The sequence below is a fragment of the Nocardioides marmoribigeumensis genome (assembly GCF_031458325.1).
GTDB lineage: Bacteria > Actinomycetota > Actinomycetes > Propionibacteriales > Nocardioidaceae > Marmoricola_A > Marmoricola_A marmoribigeumensis.
Genome location: NZ_JAVDYG010000001.1, coordinates 275,239 through 291,807, shown reverse-complemented (window position 1 = coordinate 291,807; position 16,569 = coordinate 275,239). Strand labels below are relative to the sequence as shown.

22 protein-coding genes are annotated in these 16,569 nt (G+C 72.8%); 16 read left to right on the top strand and 6 right to left on the bottom strand.

Annotated features, from left to right (window positions below; translation table 11 throughout):
• The first annotated feature begins 83 nt into the window (after positions 1-83).
• From J2S63_RS01420 to J2S63_RS01360, 13 genes are all read left to right on the top strand, one after another.
• A complete protein-coding gene (locus J2S63_RS01420; RefSeq protein ID WP_310297622.1) occupies positions 84-254 on the top strand; it encodes a hypothetical protein in 171 nt (56 codons plus the stop codon).
• Complete coding sequence (locus J2S63_RS01415; protein WP_310297619.1) at positions 251-1,066, top strand: SDR family NAD(P)-dependent oxidoreductase; 816 nt, start codon at positions 251-253, stop codon at positions 1,064-1,066. The genes J2S63_RS01420 and J2S63_RS01415 overlap by 4 nt, the downstream gene beginning before the upstream one ends.
• A 147-nt stretch (positions 1,067-1,213) precedes the next feature.
• On the top strand, positions 1,214-2,458 hold the full coding sequence (locus tag J2S63_RS01410) for a hypothetical protein (RefSeq protein WP_310297616.1): 1,245 nt from the start codon (positions 1,214-1,216) through the stop codon (positions 2,456-2,458).
• 5 nt (positions 2,459-2,463) lie between these two features.
• Positions 2,464-3,477 carry an SRPBCC family protein gene (locus tag J2S63_RS01405; RefSeq protein ID WP_310297614.1) on the top strand — a complete coding sequence of 338 codons (1,014 nt, stop codon included), beginning with the start codon at positions 2,464-2,466 and terminating at the stop codon, positions 3,475-3,477.
• Between the two features lie 33 nt (positions 3,478-3,510).
• Positions 3,511-3,936, top strand: coding sequence for a gas vesicle protein GvpJ (gene gvpJ / locus J2S63_RS01400; RefSeq protein WP_310297612.1), 426 nt, complete (start codon positions 3,511-3,513; stop codon positions 3,934-3,936).
• On the top strand, positions 3,929-4,690 hold the full coding sequence (locus tag J2S63_RS01395) for a GvpL/GvpF family gas vesicle protein (protein WP_310297608.1): 762 nt from the start codon (positions 3,929-3,931) through the stop codon (positions 4,688-4,690). Before gvpJ ends, J2S63_RS01395 begins: the two co-directional genes overlap by 8 nt.
• Positions 4,681-4,929: a gas vesicle protein GvpG gene (locus J2S63_RS01390; RefSeq protein WP_310297606.1), complete on the top strand. Its 249-nt coding sequence runs from the start codon at positions 4,681-4,683 to the stop codon at positions 4,927-4,929. Before J2S63_RS01395 ends, J2S63_RS01390 begins: the two co-directional genes overlap by 10 nt.
• Entirely contained in the window at positions 4,929-5,327 is a 399-nt protein-coding gene (locus J2S63_RS01385) for a gas vesicle protein GvpO (RefSeq protein ID WP_310297604.1), read from the top strand. Before J2S63_RS01390 ends, J2S63_RS01385 begins: the two co-directional genes overlap by 1 nt.
• A 1-nt stretch (position 5,328) precedes the next feature.
• The gene (locus tag J2S63_RS01380) at positions 5,329-5,664 is read left to right on the top strand and encodes a gas vesicle protein (RefSeq protein WP_310297600.1); all 336 of its coding nucleotides are present in this window, start codon (positions 5,329-5,331) and stop codon (positions 5,662-5,664) included.
• The gene (locus J2S63_RS01375; RefSeq protein ID WP_310297597.1) at positions 5,657-6,427 is read left to right on the top strand and encodes a GvpL/GvpF family gas vesicle protein; all 771 of its coding nucleotides are present in this window, start codon (positions 5,657-5,659) and stop codon (positions 6,425-6,427) included. The genes J2S63_RS01380 and J2S63_RS01375 overlap by 8 nt, the downstream gene beginning before the upstream one ends.
• Positions 6,424-6,672: a gas vesicle protein gene (locus J2S63_RS01370; protein ID WP_310297594.1), complete on the top strand. Its 249-nt coding sequence runs from the start codon at positions 6,424-6,426 to the stop codon at positions 6,670-6,672. The genes J2S63_RS01375 and J2S63_RS01370 overlap by 4 nt, the downstream gene beginning before the upstream one ends.
• Positions 6,669-6,977: a gas vesicle protein K gene (locus J2S63_RS01365; protein ID WP_310297592.1), complete on the top strand. Its 309-nt coding sequence runs from the start codon at positions 6,669-6,671 to the stop codon at positions 6,975-6,977. The genes J2S63_RS01370 and J2S63_RS01365 overlap by 4 nt, the downstream gene beginning before the upstream one ends.
• 32 nt (positions 6,978-7,009) lie before the next feature.
• Positions 7,010-7,231: a hypothetical protein gene (locus J2S63_RS01360; protein ID WP_310297590.1), complete on the top strand. Its 222-nt coding sequence runs from the start codon at positions 7,010-7,012 to the stop codon at positions 7,229-7,231.
• Between the two features lie 6 nt (positions 7,232-7,237).
• Here J2S63_RS01360 and J2S63_RS01355 read toward each other — a convergent pair whose 3' ends face one another.
• The 3 genes from J2S63_RS01355 to J2S63_RS01345 are packed head-to-tail and all read right to left on the bottom strand — an operon-like array spanning position 7,238 to position 11,536.
• Positions 7,238-8,557 carry an SWIM zinc finger family protein gene (locus tag J2S63_RS01355; protein WP_310297584.1) on the bottom strand — a complete coding sequence of 440 codons (1,320 nt, stop codon included), beginning with the start codon at positions 8,555-8,557 and terminating at the stop codon, positions 7,238-7,240.
• A complete protein-coding gene (locus J2S63_RS01350) occupies positions 8,554-11,148 on the bottom strand; it encodes a hypothetical protein (RefSeq protein ID WP_310297582.1) in 2,595 nt (864 codons plus the stop codon). Before J2S63_RS01350 ends, J2S63_RS01355 begins: the two co-directional genes overlap by 4 nt.
• A 37-nt stretch (positions 11,149-11,185) precedes the next feature.
• Entirely contained in the window at positions 11,186-11,536 is a 351-nt protein-coding gene (locus J2S63_RS01345) for a response regulator transcription factor (protein ID WP_310297580.1), read from the bottom strand.
• Between J2S63_RS01345 and J2S63_RS01340 the strand changes: the two genes are divergently transcribed.
• Positions 11,520-12,365, top strand: a complete 846-nt coding sequence (locus J2S63_RS01340; RefSeq protein ID WP_344117095.1) for an alkaline phosphatase family protein — start codon at positions 11,520-11,522, stop codon at positions 12,363-12,365. The genes J2S63_RS01345 and J2S63_RS01340 overlap by 17 nt on opposite strands.
• A 51-nt stretch (positions 12,366-12,416) precedes the next feature.
• Here J2S63_RS01340 and J2S63_RS01335 read toward each other — a convergent pair whose 3' ends face one another.
• Complete coding sequence (locus tag J2S63_RS01335; RefSeq protein WP_310297576.1) at positions 12,417-12,860, bottom strand: Hsp20/alpha crystallin family protein; 444 nt, start codon at positions 12,858-12,860, stop codon at positions 12,417-12,419.
• A gap of 111 nt (positions 12,861-12,971) precedes the next feature.
• On the opposite strand from J2S63_RS01335, the gene J2S63_RS01330 reads away from it, so the two are divergent.
• Positions 12,972-13,271, top strand: a complete 300-nt coding sequence (locus tag J2S63_RS01330; RefSeq protein ID WP_310297574.1) for a MerR family transcriptional regulator — start codon at positions 12,972-12,974, stop codon at positions 13,269-13,271.
• A 135-nt stretch (positions 13,272-13,406) separates the two neighbouring features.
• On the top strand, positions 13,407-14,873 hold the full coding sequence (locus J2S63_RS01325) for a DEAD/DEAH box helicase (RefSeq protein WP_310297572.1): 1,467 nt from the start codon (positions 13,407-13,409) through the stop codon (positions 14,871-14,873).
• A gap of 15 nt (positions 14,874-14,888) precedes the next feature.
• Here the strand turns inward: J2S63_RS01325 and J2S63_RS01320 are convergent, their stop codons facing one another.
• Complete coding sequence (locus J2S63_RS01320; RefSeq protein ID WP_310297571.1) at positions 14,889-15,656, bottom strand: dienelactone hydrolase family protein; 768 nt, start codon at positions 15,654-15,656, stop codon at positions 14,889-14,891.
• 98 nt (positions 15,657-15,754) lie between these two features.
• Entirely contained in the window at positions 15,755-16,483 is a 729-nt protein-coding gene (locus J2S63_RS01315; RefSeq protein WP_310297569.1) for an alanyl-tRNA editing protein, read from the bottom strand.
• Positions 16,484-16,569: the final 86 nt, after the last annotated feature.

The window sequence follows — 16,569 nt, the reverse complement described above, 5'->3', positions numbered from 1 at the left end:
CTGGGGAGAGCAGCAGGCGTATCACGGTCGGGACGGGCGGCTGGGAGAGCCGGACCAGGAGAGGGAGAGGAAGTGGTCGCGTCATGGTCACGACGCGAGAGAACGTCGTCCACCTGCTGCGTGGACGAGGAGAGCACGACCAGGCGATGGTCGCCACCTGCATGCTGCCGACGCAGGTCGACACCGAGCGGGACGCGGCCCTGCTCCACCACTTCGGTGTCGAGGAGGGGGCACTCTCGGACCACCTGCGGTGACTGGTCCCCGGGTGGGCCGCTGGGCTCTTGTCGTCGGCGCGGCCGGCGATCTCGGCTCCGCGATCGCGCGCGCCCTCCGGGTCGAGGGCTGGTCCCTGCTGGTCGCCGACCACCCCTCGCGGGCCGACCCCCTGGAGCACGTCGCGGCCGCGCTCAGGGAGGACGCGGAGGCGGGCGCCGGACAGGTGGTGACCGCCGCGTTCGACGTCACCGATGCCGAGGAGGTCTCCGTGACGCTGCGAGCCCTGGCGGCCGAGCACGGCGTCCCGGGTGCGGTCGTGGTGAGCAGCGGCGTCCAGGGGCCGTTCCGCCCGATCCAGGAGTACGACGTGGCCGACGCGGCCCGGGTGCTCGAGGTCAACGTAGTGGGCACCTTCTCGGTCCTCGCCGCGGTCGGGTCGATCCTCGCCGAGGCCGATCGTCCCGCCTCGATCGTGCTGCTCGCCTCGATGGCGGGGGTGTCCGGTGCACCCAACATGAGCGCCTACTCCGCGTCCAAGGCGGCGGTCATCGGCCTGGCCCGGAGTGCGGCGAAGGACCTTGCCCCGCACGGGATCCGCGTCAACTCGATCTCGCCGGCCTTCATCGGACCGGGCGTGATGTGGAACAACCAGGTGGCCGCACAGGCCGCGGTCGGCAGCCAGTACTTCTCCACCGACCCCGACGAGGTCTCTCGCCAGATGATCGGCATGATCCCGTTGCGTCGGTGCGGCACTCCCTCCGAGGTCGCGGATGTCGTCGCGTGGCTGGCGGGCCCGCGCTCGTCGTACGTCACCGGGCAGAACATCGAGATCACGGGTGGGTCGGTCTGATCACACCCCGGAGTGGTGTTTGTCACAGCCGGGTGCGGGCACCAGTGCGGTGAGTGCCCTCGAGGGAGACCGCGCGTCTCAGGACGACGCGCGGTCGGGTGCTCGGGAAGCACCACGCTCGGTGGGTGCCTTCGAAGAGGGAGTGCGATGTCCGCCGCCAAGATCGGCCTCGGCGTAACCGCTGGTTATCTGCTGGGCCGCACCAAGAAGCTCCGCCTCGCGATCACGGTCGGGAGCATGCTGGCCGGCCAACGGGTGGCCACCAACCCCGTCGGGATGATCAAGCAGGCCAGCCAGCTGATCGAGAAGAACCCGGAGCTCGCCAAGCTCCAGCAGAGGATCACCGGCGAGCTGATGCAGGCCGCGCGCCAGGCCGCGCTGTCGTCGGCGACCAGTCGCGTCGACTCGTGGAACGACCGGCTGGTCAACGGCCAGGTCGTCGACCAGGACGAGGACGAGGAGCCCGAGGACCAGTACGACGAGGACGAGCCCGAGGACGAGTACGAGGAGGGCGAGGACTCGGAGGACTCGGAGGACTCGGAGGACGGCGAGGAGCCTGAGGACGAGTACGAGGAGGAGGGCGAGGACTCCGAGGAGGCTGAGGACTCGGAGGACGGCGAGGAGCCTGAGGACGAGTACGAGGAGGAGGGCGAGGAGGGCGAGGAGGGCGACGAGTCCGAGGAGCCTGAGGACGAGTACGAGGAGGAGGGCGAGGAGGGCGACGAGTCCGAGGAGCCTGAGGACGAGTACGGCGAGGAGGGCGAGGAGGAGCCGGAGGAGGGCGAGGACGAGCCGGAGGACGAGCCTGAGGACGAGGCCGACGACCAGCCGGAGGACGAGCCTGAGGACGAGGCCGACGACCAGCCCGAGGACGAGCCCGATGAGCCCGAGGAGGAGCCGGAGCCACCACGCCGGCGCCGGTCCTCGCAGTCGCGCAAGCGCACTCCGTCCAAGCGCACGCCGTCCAAGCGCAGTCCGTCCAAGCGCACCGCCGAGAAGTCGGCGAAGAAGGCCCCTGCCAAGAAGTCCTCGAGCAGGTCCTCCTCCGGGGACGACACGTCGTCGAGCCGCTCGGCCAAGAAGTCCGCCCCGGCGAAGAAGTCGGCGGCGAAGAAGTCCTCCAGCAGGTCGACCTCCGCGGCCAAGAAGTCGTCGAGCAGCTCGGCCGCGAAGTCCGCCCCGGCGAAGAAGTCGGCGGCCAAGAAGTCCTCCTCGAGCAGCGGCGCCGCCAAGAAGACGGCCAAGAAGGCCCCGGCCAAGAAGTCGGCGGCGACGAGGTCGACGGCCAAGAAGGCGCCGGCCAAGAAGACACCGGCGAAGAAGACGACGAAGGCGACCGCGAAGAAGTCCGCGGCCAAGAAGTCCACCTCCCGCTCGCGATCCAGGAGCTGATCGACATGGCGAAGAACGACAACGGACTGGAGCTCCTCAAGGGAGCCGGGCAGGACCTGTTCCGCAACCTGGGCGACAAGGCCCTCGACACCGTCAACGACAAGATCTCTGGCCTCACCGACAAGCTGAGCGACGTCTCCGAGGGCGGCGGCATGCTCGGCAAGGCGGCCGGCAAGGCCGGGGAGAGTGCCGCCCAGGGCGACAACCCCGTGATGGGCGGGCTCAAGGGCCTCGCCGGCGGCGTCAAGGACAAGATCACCGGCGGCGGGGGCAAGGGCAGCGGTGGCAAGGGCACCAAGTCCACGAACATCATCGAGTCGATCGACGTCGGCGTCCCGATCTCCGTGGCCTACAACCAGTGGACCCAGTTCAACGACTTCCCGACGATGATGAAGAAGGTCGAGAAGGCGGAGGCCGAGGACGACAACAAGATCACCTTCAAGGCCCAGATCTTCCTCTCCCACCGGCAGTGGGAGGCCACGATCCTCGAGCAGGTCCCCGACGAGCGCATCGTCTGGCGGTCCAAGGGCGAGAAGGGCTACGTCAACGGCGCGGTCACCTTCCACGAGCTCGCTCCGTCGCTGACCCGGATCCTCGTGGTCCTGGAGTACCACCCCCAGGGGCTGTTCGAGCGCACCGGCAATCTCTGGCGCGCGCAGGGCCGGCGTGCCAGGCTCGAGCTCAAGCACTTCCGACGCCACGTGATGACCCAGACCATCCTCGAGGCCGACGAGGTCGAGGGATGGCGCGGCGTGATCCACGACGGCGAGGTGGTGGAGACCCACGAGGAGCACGTCGAGAAGGAGGAGTCCGAGCAGGAGCAGGACGGCGAGGACTACGACGAGCCCGAGGACGAGTACGACGAGGACGAGGACGAGCCCGAGGACGAGCCCGAGGACGAGTACGACGAGGCCGAGGAGCCGGAGGACTCCGAGGACTCCGAGGACTCCGAGGACGAAGCGGAGGACGAGTACGAGGACGAGGACGAGGAACCCGACGAGGAACGCCGGGCCAGCTGATCCCACCCCCCTGAGGACCGAGAGGACCCACGCATGACCGCATCCGCCCAGCGCCGCTCCGGCGGCTACCTCGAGCGCCCCGCCCCGAGCGGGCTCGCCGACGTCGTCGAGATCATCCTGGACAAGGGCATCGTCATCGACGCCTACGTCCGGGTCTCGCTCGTCGGCATCGAGCTGCTCACCATCGATGCCCGCATCGTGATCGCCAGCGTCGACACCTACCTCCGCTTCGCGGAGGCGACCAACCGCCTCGACCTCTACGAGAAGGGCGGCAAGGACCTCACCGAGGCCATCGGCGACCTCCAGGAGGGTGGCGCGTCGAAGAAGACCAGCGGCGCGATCAAGGGCGTGAAGAAGGCGATCAAGGGCGCCACGTCCAGCGACGACGACGATGAGGACGACAGCAGCTCGCGTCGCCGGAGCTCGTCGTCGAGGAGGAGGCAGTCCTCGGATGCCTGACGTGATGGCGCCGGCCCACGAGACCGGCTGCTACGTCTACGGCGTCGTGCCGACAGGTGCGGTGGTCGAGGGCGTCCTCGGGGTCGACGACGAGCCCGTCCACCTGGTCGACGCGGGTGAGGTCGCCGTCGTGGTGAGCCCCCTCGCGCTCGACCGGCCGCCGGCGCGGCGGGCCGAGCTCCTGGCGCACAGCCGGGTGGTCGACGCGCTCGCCGCGGTCGGACCCGTCGTGCCCGTGCGGTTCGGCTCGGTCGTCCTCGACGAGGAGGCCGCCCTCGACGAGGTGCTCTCCGACGGGCGCGACCTGGTCGCGCTCCTCGAGCGCCTGCGGCACGTCGTCCAGCTCAACCTGCGCGCGACGTACGTCGAGGAGCAGGTCCTGGCCGAGGTGGTCGAGTCGGACCCGGTCGTGGCGGAGCTGCGACGCCGCACGCGCGACCTGCCCGCCGGGACCATGCACCCCGACCTCGTGCGGCTCGGCGAGCGCGTCTCCATGGCGCTGGACCAGGTGCGCGAGCACGACCGGGGCGAGCTGCTCGCCGAGGTCGAGCCGCTGGCGGAGGCGGTGCGCGTGCGCCAGGTCGGCGGGACCGACGGGCTGCTCGACGTCGCCCTGCTCGTGGAGCGCGAGCACCTGGTCGCGGTCGAGGAGCGGCTGGAGGACCTGGCTGCCGAGGTGCACCCGCGGGTGCGCCTGCGGCTGGTGGGCCCCGTGCCGCCGTACGACTTCGTGGAGGACCGCTCGTGGGTCTGATCACCGGTCTGCTCACGCTGCCGATCGCGCCCCTGCGCGGCGTCGTGGCAGCCGCGGAGCAGGTGCAGCGGCAGGCGGAGGAGGAGCTCTACGACCCGGTGCGCATCCGGGCCCAGCTGGAGGACGTCGAGCGACGGCGACAGGATGGGCAGCTGACCGACGAGGAGGCCGAGGCGTGGGAGGAGGAGCTGGTCGAACGGCTCCTCGTCGCACGTGACCGGCTCGATGGGAGGCAGTGATGGCGGAGAAGCGCACGGGTGCGAGGAAGTCGAGCAGCGACGGGGACGACGGCGCGTCCTCCAGGAAGGCGCCGAGCAAGAAGGCGCCGAGCAGGAAGACCCCGGCCAAGCGGGCTGCGCCCAAGGCGGAGGCGCCGAGGCGTGCCACCGCGACGCAGGTCGCGGCCCGCGCCGCGCAGCAGCTGCTCGAGCTGACCGGCAAGGAGGCCGAGGGTGTGACCGGGCTCGGCCGTGCCGACGACGGGTGGACCGTCGAGGTCGAGGTCGTCGAGGTCCGGCGCATCCCCAACACCACCGACGTCCTGGCGCTCTACGAGGTGACCACCGACGACCACGGTGACCTGATGGGCTACCGCCGCCTGCGGCGCTACACGCGTGGCACTCCGGGAGGGGAGTGAGATGAGCCAGACACCGGCCACCGGCAGCCGGGGGTACGGCGGTCTCGAGCGGCCGGACTACGGCCCGGCGCCGTCCAACCTCGCCGACGTGCTCGAACGCGTGCTGGACAAGGGCATCGTGATCGCCGGCGACATCAAGGTCAACCTGCTCGACATCGAGCTGCTCACGATCAAGATCCGGCTCCTCGTGGTCTCGGTCGACAAGGCGATGGAGATGGGCATCGACTGGTGGCGCCACGACCCGATGCTCAGCTCGGGCGAGCAGGACCTGCAGTCCGAGAACCGCGAGCTGCGCCGCCGGATCGAGGAGCTCGAGGGCGGGGGCTCCGATGAGTGAGCCCGGGGCCTACCTCTTCGCCGTCGCGCGCGGGCTCGACCCCGCCGTGCTGGCCGGCAGCGAGGGGCTGAGGTCCGCGCCGCTGCGGGTCGTCGAGGACGGCGACCTCCAGGCGGTCGTGTGCGACGTCGACCTGACGGAGTTCGGCGAGGCCGCGCTGACCGCGCACCTCGAGGACCTGGCGTGGGTCGAGGAGGTGGCCCGGCGGCACAACGACGTCGTCTGGCAGACCGCCCAACAGGCCACCACCGCTCCCGCGCGGCTGGTCACGATCTTCGCCGGTGACGCGAGCGTGGCGCGGATGCTCGCCGACCACCGGACCCACCTCGCCGCGAGCCTCGACGCCGTCGACGGCTGCCAGGAGTGGAGCCTCAAGGTCTACGCCGCGCCTGCCCCCGCCGAGCCCGCCCCCACGGCCCCCGCAGCGGGGAGCAGCGGCTCGGGTGCGGCCTACCTCCAGCGCAAGAAGCAGGCCGCCGAGCAGCGGCGCCACAGCGGGGAGCAGGCGGCCCAGCTGGCCGAGGCTGCCTACCGCACGCTCGGGGAGCACGCGGTGGCCGCGCGACGGCTCGCCCCGCAGGACCCGCGGCTGACCGGCCGACGCGAGCCGATGGTGCTCAACGCCGCGTTCCTCGTGCCGGTGTCCGACGCCGAGGACTTCCAGGCCGCGGTGAGCGGTCTGGACTTCCGTGGCGGGGTCGTGACGGCCGAGCTCGCGGGTCCCTGGCCGGCGTACTCCTTCGCGACCCTGGAGCGGGCATGACCGTGCTGCAGACCGAGGCCGAGGCCGAGCTCACCACGATGGGCGACGCCTCGCGGATCTCGCTGGTCGACCTGCTCGACCGGCTGCTCGGCACCGGGGTCGTGCTCGCCGGTGACGTGCTGATCTCCCTGGCCGGGGTCGACCTGGTGCAGGTGCGCCTGCACGCGCTGATCACCAGCGTCCGCGCGGACATGCCGGTGCCCCGGCACCTGCGCGACGACCTGATCCCGGGGGACCCGTGGTGAGCGCGCCGGGCGACAACGCCGCCAAGCTCCTCACCCAGCGCCTGGACACCGATCCCGACTCGGTCGAGCGCGACCTGTTCAAGCTCGTGCTCACCGTCATCGAGCTGGTCCGCCAGCTGATGGAGGCCCAGGCGCTGCGCCGGGTCGACGAGGGCGACCTCAGCGACGAGCAGGTCGAGGCGCTGGGGCTCGGGCTGTGTCGCCTGGAGGAGGCGATGGAGGAGCTCAAGGCCCGCTACGACCTGACCACCGCCGACCTCAACATCGATCTCGGACCTCTCGGCACCCTGCTGTCCGAGGCCTGAGCCGCACCGCCCACCCATCTCGAGGAGGAACCATGGCCACCGACCCCGATCTCGCGCGCGGCGCGCTGCTCACCGCGCTGCTGGAGAAGATCCAGGACGATCCCTACCCGTCGTCGACGATGATGGACCTGGTCGAGGAGCTGCTCACCGAGGAGGAGATCCCGGCCTACGTGCTGCTCCTGCAGGACAAGATCCGCCGTGACCGGTTCCCGAGCGTCTCGATGATGAACCGCCTGAAGGACCTCGTCGTCTGAGGCGCCTCAGTCGCCCCGCGTGACCAGCAGCACGGCCAGCACGTGCTTGCAGGCGCCGCGCGCGCCGGCGTACTTCGCCCACCAGGGGCAGGTGCAGCGCCAGCCCTCGCCGTCGGGGGTGACCCACTGCCGGTGGTCGCCGGTGCGGACCTCCCAGCCGTCGTCGGTGCGGCGCACCGCGTCCTCCGCCACCAGGCGGCGGGCGTCGCGCAGTCGCGGGTTGTCGCGCTCCACGCGCTCGGCGTCCCAGGGCAGCTCGCGGTGGAACCAGGTCTGCTCGCTCAGGTCGAAGCCGACCTTGCCGGTCGCGGCGAGGAAGCCGAGACCCGCCTCCACGTCGGTCGCGGCGAGGCCGGTCGCCGCAGCGAGGGCGGCGGGGTCGATCAGGGGCTCCCACGCGAGGTGCTCGAGCAGGCGGGCGGCCGAGCCCTCGGCGGAGTCCGCGGTCAGCGTGGTGAGCAGCCCGCCCTCGCCGGAGAAGCCGCGGTAGGGCTGCGGTGAGAGCAGCAGGGTGAGGCGTGCTCCCGGGAGCGTGAGGACCCAGGCGCTCGCGTCGTCGTCGGACCCGAAGACCTGCAGCGACGTGGCGAACCGCGCCACGCGACCCGCCGCGCCGAGGCGTCCCGCGCCGGCGAGGTGGACCGAGGTCGGCGTGGGCCGGAGCGACTGACGCAGACCGCCGGGCCCCGGCACCAGGTGGTACGACGGCCCGGGCGTGGCGCGGGGGAGCGAGGCCAGCCAGCGGGCGGCGACGGGGCCGGTCATCTCGGCGCGCAGCGTCATCCGCGAGGCGAGCACGGGCGTCTCGGCGAAGCCACGCACCCAGCGGTCGGGCAGGTCGACCTTGCGCTCGTGGTGGGTGCCGTCGAGGGTCGCGACCGACAGCCCGTCGGTGCCGACGTCGAGGTGCACGAGGTCGGTGCGCCCGATCCCGGACAGGGCGGTGCGCAGCGGCTGGTTGACGTCGACGTTGGTGGTGCCGTGGGACAGCTCGCCGGAGTCGATGCCGTCGGCCAGCAGGTCGAGCCGGGCGTGGACGCCGTTGCACAGCGAGAAGGACTCCACGCGCAGCCGGTCACCCGACGCGGTGAGGACGGGGTCGAGGTTGGCGAGGCGCTGCATCAGCCCGGCGTCGAAGTAGCGGCTGCCGGCCACGTCGGCGACCGCCAGGAGCGCCGCGGCGGCGACGTCTGGCCGGGCGAGCATCCCGGAGAAGAAGCGCGGGTGCTCGACGAGGCCGCGCGGGGTGGCGCCGAGCGCGGTCTCCAGCCCGAGCCGGGCGGTCTCGCCCGGCACGAGCGTCGAGGCGGCACGGTAGGAGCTCACGAGACGGCCTCCACCAGGGCCACGGCCTCGAGACGGGCCTTGCTGCCTCCCTTCGATCCGGCCAGGGTCCGCACGGACCCGGGCAGCCGCACGTCCGGCACTGCCGGGGCGAGCCGGCGTACGACGGCCAGCAGGTCGGCGAGGCCCGGCGGCTTGCGGTTGAGGGCGCACGCGGCGTCGAGCACCGCGAGCACGGTCGGCCACAGCGGCTGTAGCCCGCCACCGAGCGCCAGCTGCTCCCAGGCGTGGGAGAGCCGGGTCAGCCGCAGCTCCCCGTCGGCGAGCTGGTGCAGGCAGCACGCGGTGTAGTCGTCGGGGACCCAGCGCCCCCGGCCCATGAGCACGAGCGCGGCGTCCACGGCGACGAGGCGGTGGTCCTCGTCGGCGTGGCACAGGGTCTGGGCGACGGCGTGGGTGACCGCGAGTCCGGGCGACGGGCTCGCGGCCATCGGCGCGAGCCACCGCGGCGCCCCGCGGGAGGACTGGTCGAACTGCTTCTGCAGCCGCGCCGCGAGCAGGTCGACCCAGGCCGGCACGACGCCGGTCCCGGCCTCGACCGAGAGGTTGTACTCGTCGTACTCGTCGTGCAGGTCCGGGTCGTGCCCGGAGGACAGGGCGCCCGGCACGCCGGGGATGTCGCCGACCCCTGCCGGGAGGTGCGCGGGGTCGACGAGGACGTGCGCCCCCCGGTGGTGGGCCGTCGAGGGCGGCAGACCGCCGGAGGTCACCCATTCCCGGACGGCGTCGACGGCGTCGCGCGTGCGGGGTCGGCGACGCAGCAGGCCCGACTTCTCCGCGCTCCACAGCGGGAGGGACAGCCCGTCGAGGTCGGCGGCGCGTCCCGGGTCCACGGGCTGCAGCCGCAGGAGGGCGAGGGTGAGGTCGAGCGGGCCGGCCGGGACGGCGTACTCCCTCAGCCGCGCGATCAGGGCGTCGAACGCCAGAGAGCCGTCCTCGTGGGTCGGCGTGCTGAGCAGGAAGGGGACCTCGCCGAGGCGGACCGCGGTCTCGGCGTTGACGCCGTCGTGCAGCACACCGGGGGCCGAGCGGGAGTACAGGTTCCACGAGATGTCGTCGAAGCGCGGCCGCTTGCCGCTGGTCAGGTGGGCGCTGACCTGCTCGTTGCGGGTGCGGAAGTCCTCCAGCGACGGGCGACGGCCCTCGTGGACCGCGTAGACCAGCGCGGGCAACCACACCGTGGCCTGGGGGACCGCGGACGACGCCCACTCACGGGCCGCGTGCGGGTCCGTCGCGCACCACCGCACGAGGGCGTCGGTGAGGAGCGCGGCGTCGGCGGGGGTGGCGGCCACACCGAAGCGGGAGGCGGCCTCGGTGAGGCTGCGGGCATGGGGCGCGACCGCGGTGACCGGTGCACCGACGGTGACCGGCGGGGGTGGTGCCCACAGGTCGTCGACCGGTGCCTCGGGCGGGGCCTCCGGCGTGGACTCGCCGAGCTTCTCCAGGGCGGTGGTCGCTCGCGCGGCGAGCCGGGGGTCCGGCACGTCGGCGGCGACCGCGAGGGCCGCGACGACCGAGGGGCGGTCCCAGCGCGCGACGGCGTCCTTGGCGGTGAGCGCCGCCAGGAGCGTCTTCTGCTGGGCCTTCTCGGTGCGCGTGAAGATCGTGCGGGCGACCTCGTCGAGGTCCTCGGGCGCAGCCACCTCGAGGACCGCGGGGAGCAGGGCGGCCGTGACCGGGCCGCGGCCGGTCGCGAGCAGTCCCTGGGCGAGGGGGAGCCGGCCGCGCAGGTCCTCGCCCGAGAGGCCGAGGGCGGTGAGGATCCGGGCGAGGCCCTTCTGGGTGCCGGCCGTGTCCTGGCGCGTGAGCGCGGCCAGCGTGTCCTCGAGCACGCGGGTGCGGTCGAGCAGGCCGTCCGCGACGAGCTCGGCGAGCGCGGCGGCGAGGTCCCAGCGCGCGGAGAGGAAGTACTCCAGCTGGCCCACGGCACCGGGGCCGCTGAGCAACAGGCTCACGCCGTCGGCGACGGCCGGGTCGCGGCGCAGGAGGTCGGCGAGGCCGTCCTGGCTGGGGTCCACCTCCTGGCCCTGCGCCTCGCGCCACTTGACCCACTTGGCGTGGGCGGCGCCGGTGGAGTACGCCGCGGCCCAGGCGGTCGCCATCGTGGGGGTGCGGGGGAGCCGTGCAGCCCCGGCCCCGACCAGCTCACGAGCGACGTTGCCGAGCCAGGCGACCTCGTGCTCGCCGTTCTTGCGCACGGTGTCCTGCGCCGCGGCGTCGAGGAACGCCTGGCACCAGTCCGGGCCGCGCCCGAGCATGGTCGCGACCAGCAGGTCGTCCGAGCCCGACCCGTCGCCACGCCAGCCCCAGCCGACGGCCGGCAGCCAACGGGCGGCCCGGTCGGCGGGAGCGAGGGCGGCGCCCAGCAGGCGCAGGCAGCCGGGGTGGTCGACGTCGGTGGCCGCGCGCGAGGAGACCCACCGGTTCTCCTTGCTCAGCGCGGCCCGACGGGAGCGGTACCACGCCCGCAGCTCCTTGCCCTCCACGCTGTCTGCCGGGGCCTCCAGCCACGGTCGGAGCTCGGCCCAGCGGCCGTGGCGGAGGATCTCCTCGAGGGCGTCGTCGGCGCTCACCGGGCGATTGGACCACGGCCGGCGCCCCGCTGACCGGCTATCGCGCCAGCCCCCCACCCCCCGCGCACACCAGCCCGGCGTCCCGCGCCACGAGGACGGCCTGGAGACGATCGCGCACGCCGAGCTTGCGGTAGAGGTGCTCCAGGTGCTTGTTGACCGTGCGTGGCGACACCGCGAGCCGACGGGCGATCGCGACGGCGGTCAGGCCGTCGGCCGGCAGGGCGAGGGTGGCGCGCTCGCGACCCGTCAGGCTGTCCGTGGTCGCCGGTCCCCGCTGCTCGAGGATGCGCGCCTGCAACCACCAGTGGCTGATCGCCGCCCGCACGCCGTACGCCGACCCGCTGGGTGAGCTGCCCTCCGGGAAGCTGCGGGTGCGTCCCTCGGTCATCGACGACTTCGGCATGCCGGTGTCGAGCTACCCGCTCTACCGCACGGAGTCGAAGGTCAGCGACTTCGAGATGACCAGAGCCTGCCCGGGCGGCGCGCCCTCGTCGTACGACGCGGCCTGCGGTGACTGGGTGGTCAACACCGCCCAGCCCTCCAGCCCGCCGTACAACACGACGAACGCCAACGCCCGCTTCATGCCGCTGATCGACGACGACGTCTACCCCAACATCGGCGACCGGCTGAGCGACGCGGGCATCTCCTGGGCGTGGTACGCCGGTGGGTGGGACCAGGTGAACAGCGACCCGTCGAAGGTGCCGCAGTTCCAGTTCCACCACCAGCCGTTCCTCTACTTCGAGGACTACGCGCCGGGGACGCCCGGGCGGGCGCACCTGCGCGACAGCGAGGAGTTCGTGGCGGCGGCGAAGGCAGGCGCCCTGCCCACGGTGAGCTTCGTCAAGCCCTACGCGTCGGAGAACGAGCACCCGGGCTACGCCAGCGAGCCGCTCGGCAGCGCCAACCTCGTCGAGCTGGTCCGCGCGGTGGTCGAGGGCGGGTCGGCCGGCAACACGCTCGTGGTCGTGACCTACGACGAGTTCGGCGGCCAGTGGGACCACGTCTCGCCGCCCACCGGGGACGCGTGGGGGCCGGGCACGAGGATCCCGGCGATGGTGATCGGTCGGTCGCTCACGCGGTCGGGCGTCGACCACACCCGCTACGACACGACGTCGATCCTGGCGACGATCGAGCGCAGCTTCGGGCTCGAGCCGCTGGGCACACGCGACGCCTCCGTCAACGACCTCGCCGCTGCGGTCGCCGCCGGGGGGCGCTGAGAGGGGAGGGCCCCGGGCCCGGCGCGCCGGGCCCGGGGCCTCTCCTGGGGGTCAGCTCTCGATCGAGACCTGCTCGTCCTTGCCGGTCTCGAGACCGGTCACCGTCACCTTGCGGGGCTTGGCCCGCTCGGCCACGGGGACGACGAGGCGCAGGACGCCGGCGTCATAGCTCGCCTCGATGCGGTCGAGGTCGAGGTTGTCGCCCAGCACGAGCTGGCGGCTGAAGACGCCGGTCGGCCGCTCGGACGCCAGTCGCTCCCAGTCGCCGTTGCGGGCGACGCGCTCGGCGCGGACCGTGAGGACGTTGCGCTCGACGTCGATGTCGAGCGACTCGCGGCTGATGCCGGGAAGGTCGAACTCGATGACGAACCGGTCACCCTCGCGCCAGGCGTCCATCGGCATGACGGCCGGGCGGTTGGTGGTGCCGGCAGCTCCCAGCATCTGCTGGGCCAGGCGGTCGAGGTCGCGGAAGGGGTCGGTGGTGCGCAGCAGCATGGGTGCCTCCTGACGGTTCGTGTCGCGGTCGACGGGTCTGCGTGAGCCCGTCGTACCTGTATCAACGGTTACAGGTTTCTTATATTCCATCCATGAGGCAAGATCAAGTCCATGGCCGGTCGCACCCAGGGTGTCTTCGCGATCTCCGTCGCCGCCGAGATGGTGCGCATGGAGGTGCAGAACCTCCGCGTCTACGAGCGCAGGGGGCTGCTCGAGCCGGACCGGACCAGCGGTGGGACGCGGCTCTACTCCCAGGCCGACATCGAGGTGCTGCACCGGATCCGTGACCTGTTGGCCGAGGGCCTCAACCTCGCCGGGGTCGCGCGCGTGCTCGAGCTCGAGCACGAGGTGCGCCGCCTGCGCAGCCGCCTGGAGCGCGTCGATTCGTCGGAACGCTCCCGCACCCGCTAGCCTGGAGGTCTTCAGCTCGTCGAGCTCTCGCCGCGAGTTGTCCGCACGTCGAAGCACTCACCTGCTCCGTGCGCAGCCGACCCGAACCCCTCGGACCACCGGTTTCGGCGAGACACCCGCACAGATCGCGACACCTTGAACTCCTTCACGCAGCTGGGCGTGCCCGCACGCCTCTCCTCCGTCCTCACCGGCCTCGGCATCGAGACCCCGACCCCGATCCAGGCAGCCACGCTGCCCGACTCCTTCGCCGGGCGCGACGTCCTCGGCCGTGGGCGCACCGGCTCCGGCAAAACCTTCGCGTTCCTGCTCCCGCTCGTGGCGCGCCTGTCCGACGGCGGCCGCCCGCGTGCTGGCCGCCCGCGGGCGCTGATCCTCGCCCCGACGCGCGAGCTCGCGCTCCAGATCGACGACTCGCTCGCCCCGCTCGCCGCCGTCGCCGGTCTGAGCACCCGCACCGTCTTCGGCGGCGTCGGCCAGGGCCCCCAGGTCAACGCCCTCAAGCGCGGGGTCGACGTCATCGTCGCCTGCCCCGGTCGTCTGGAGGACCTCATCTCGCAGGGGCACTGCTCGCTCGACGGCATCGAGGTCACGGTCATCGACGAGGCCGACCACATGGCCGACCTCGGCTTCCTGCCCGCCGTGCGCCGCCTGCTGGCCAAGACCCCCAAGGGCAGCCAGCGCCTGCTGTTCAGCGCCACGCTCGACAACGCGGTCGACCAGCTGGTCCGCCAGTTCCTCGTCGACCCGGTCACCCACGAGGCCGACTCCCCGCAGTCGCCGGTGTCCTCCATGGACCACCACGTGCTGCACATCGACCGCAACAACCGCCTCGACGTGCTGGTCGACCTGACCAGTGCCCCCGGTCGCACGGTCGTCTTCACCCGCACCAAGCACGGCGCCAAGGCGCTCACCCGCCAGCTCAACAAGGCCGGCGTGGCCGCCGTCGAGCTGCACGGCAACCTCGGCCAGAACGCCCGGACCCGCAACCTCCAGGCCTTCCACGACGGCAGCGCTGCCGCGCTCGTCGCGACCGACATCGCCGCCCGCGGCATCCACGTCGACGACGTGGCCCTCGTCGTCCACGCCGACCCGCCGGCCGAGCACAAGGCCTACCTGCACCGCTCCGGCCGCACGGCCCGCGCGGGCAACTCCGGGACCGTGGTCACGCTGATGACCAGCGAGCAGAAGAAGGACGTGCGCGACCTGACCCGCGCCGCCGGCATCAGCCCGACCACCACGCGTCTGCAGGGCTCCGACCACCCGGTGCTGCGCGAGCTCGCGCCGGGGGAACGGGTCCTGTCCGGCCCGATGCCCGAGACCGTGCCGGCGCCGCGCACCTCGACCGGGGGCGCGCGCGGGTCACGCGGGTCGCGCTCCTCCAAGCCCGGGTCGGGCTCCACCGGCTCTGCGTCGAACGGCTCTGGCTCCAACGGCAATCGTCGCCGTCGGGGCGGGTCGGGCGTTCAGCGGTCCGGCGCAGGTGCGTCGGGCGGCCAGCAGTCCGGTGGTTCGGCTCGCTCGGGTGGCGGCCGTCGTACGCCGTCCGCGCAGCCGGCGCGCAGCGGCCACAGCGCGGCGTCGTTCAGCTCCGGGCGTCGCTGACCCGACCGGGAGGGCTCAGCCCTTCAGCGTCCGCTCGAGGAGCGGGAGCAGGGCGGCCCAGTGCCGCTCGGTCGCCGCGGCGTCGTACATCGCGGTGTCGGACATGGTGAACCCGTGCGGGGCTCCCTGGTAGAGCTCCGCGGTGTGCACCAGCCCGGCCTCGGCCAGCGCCTGGCCGAACCGCTCCTGCTGCCCGCGCGTCATCGAGCGGTCGTGGTCGGCGTGCGCGACGTAGACCTCTGCGCGGACCCGCGGCAGCAGCAGGTGCGGGCTGTCCTCGTCGTCGGTGGCCAGCCCGCCGGCGTGGAAGCTGCCCACGGCTGCGACGTCGTCGGGACGGGTGGCGGCCGCGCGCACGGCGAAGCGGCCACCCATGCAGTAGCCCACGGTGCCGATCGGGCCGCGGACGTCGTCGCGGGCGAGCAGCGCGTTGAGGTACGCCGCGGCGTCGTGCTCGACGACCTCGGCGGTCAGCGACCTCATCAGCGGACCGAGCTCCCGGAACGCCGCGCTGCGGCCCTCGTCGGTGGTGAGGTCGCGTTGCGGCGTCACCGGGGCACGGCCCTTGCGGTGGTAGAGGTTGGGCACGAGGACGACGTAGCCCTCGGTGGCGATACGGGCAGCCATCTCCTCCAGTCGTGGCCGGAGGCCGAAGGCGTCCATCCAGACCAGCACGCCGGGCCACCGGCCGGTGCCCTCGGGCCGGGCCAGGATCGCGTCGGCGGTGTGGTCGCCGACCGGGACGCCGACGAGCTCGATGGCGGTGGGCATGCGCAGGTCCATGCAGGCATGGTGCCCCAGGGGTGGTGATCAGTTCCCGGCGACGCGGTGGTGGCTGACCGGCTCGACCGCCGTCTCCATCGTCAGCTCGAGGCCGCCCTCTACCGGACGCGTCGCGAGCGAGACCGCGACCCGGCGGAGGTCGGAGAGGCTCCGGACGTGCGTGCCGCCGCAGGGGATGTCGGTGCGGCCCTCGGGGAGGCCGCAGACCCAGGTGCGACGCGCGGACAGCCCAGCGCCGTGGGAGGGAACCCCTTGCGTCGCATGGACCTGCCGATCCGGTAGGTGTCGGCCGACCCGAACGCGTGGATGCGCGAGGACGCGATCGCGAGGGAGTCGAAGGCCGGGTTGCCCAGGGCGTCGGTAGGTGCCTCCTTGGTCCACGCGCCTGCCAGGGCGTGGTCGAGTGCCAGGGCGGCGAGGTGACAGGCGGTGTGCCCCGCGGAGAGGGCCGCGCGGTGGTCGCGGTCGACCTCGACGCGGACCTCCTGGCCGACGTCGGGGGCTGTGCCGTCGACGACGTGGGCGACGACGAACGTCCAGCCCTCCGTCCCGGTGCGCACCGGGAGGTCGGCCCCGAGGTGCAGGTCGCCGTCGTGGACGCCGCCCGTCACCGCGTCGACGATCGTCAATGGTCCCTGGGCCGTGATGAGCGTGCCCCGGTCCGCAGGTTGGTCGGGCCATGCGGTGTCGACCGGGTGGCAGGCCGTGGTGTCGAGCAGGACTGCCGACCTGCCGTCGGCCACGGGCTCGACGTGCACGACGACGCCCGTCGAGGACACGTCGCCGTCGGGGTAGGTGACGATCGTGTCGGTCGTCGGAAGTGCCATGTCGCGGGGATCCCTCGTCTCGTCGACCGTGCCTGAGCTGAGGGGTCGAGTCTCCCAAACGGTCGCGCGGAGCGCGCCGCAGTCGC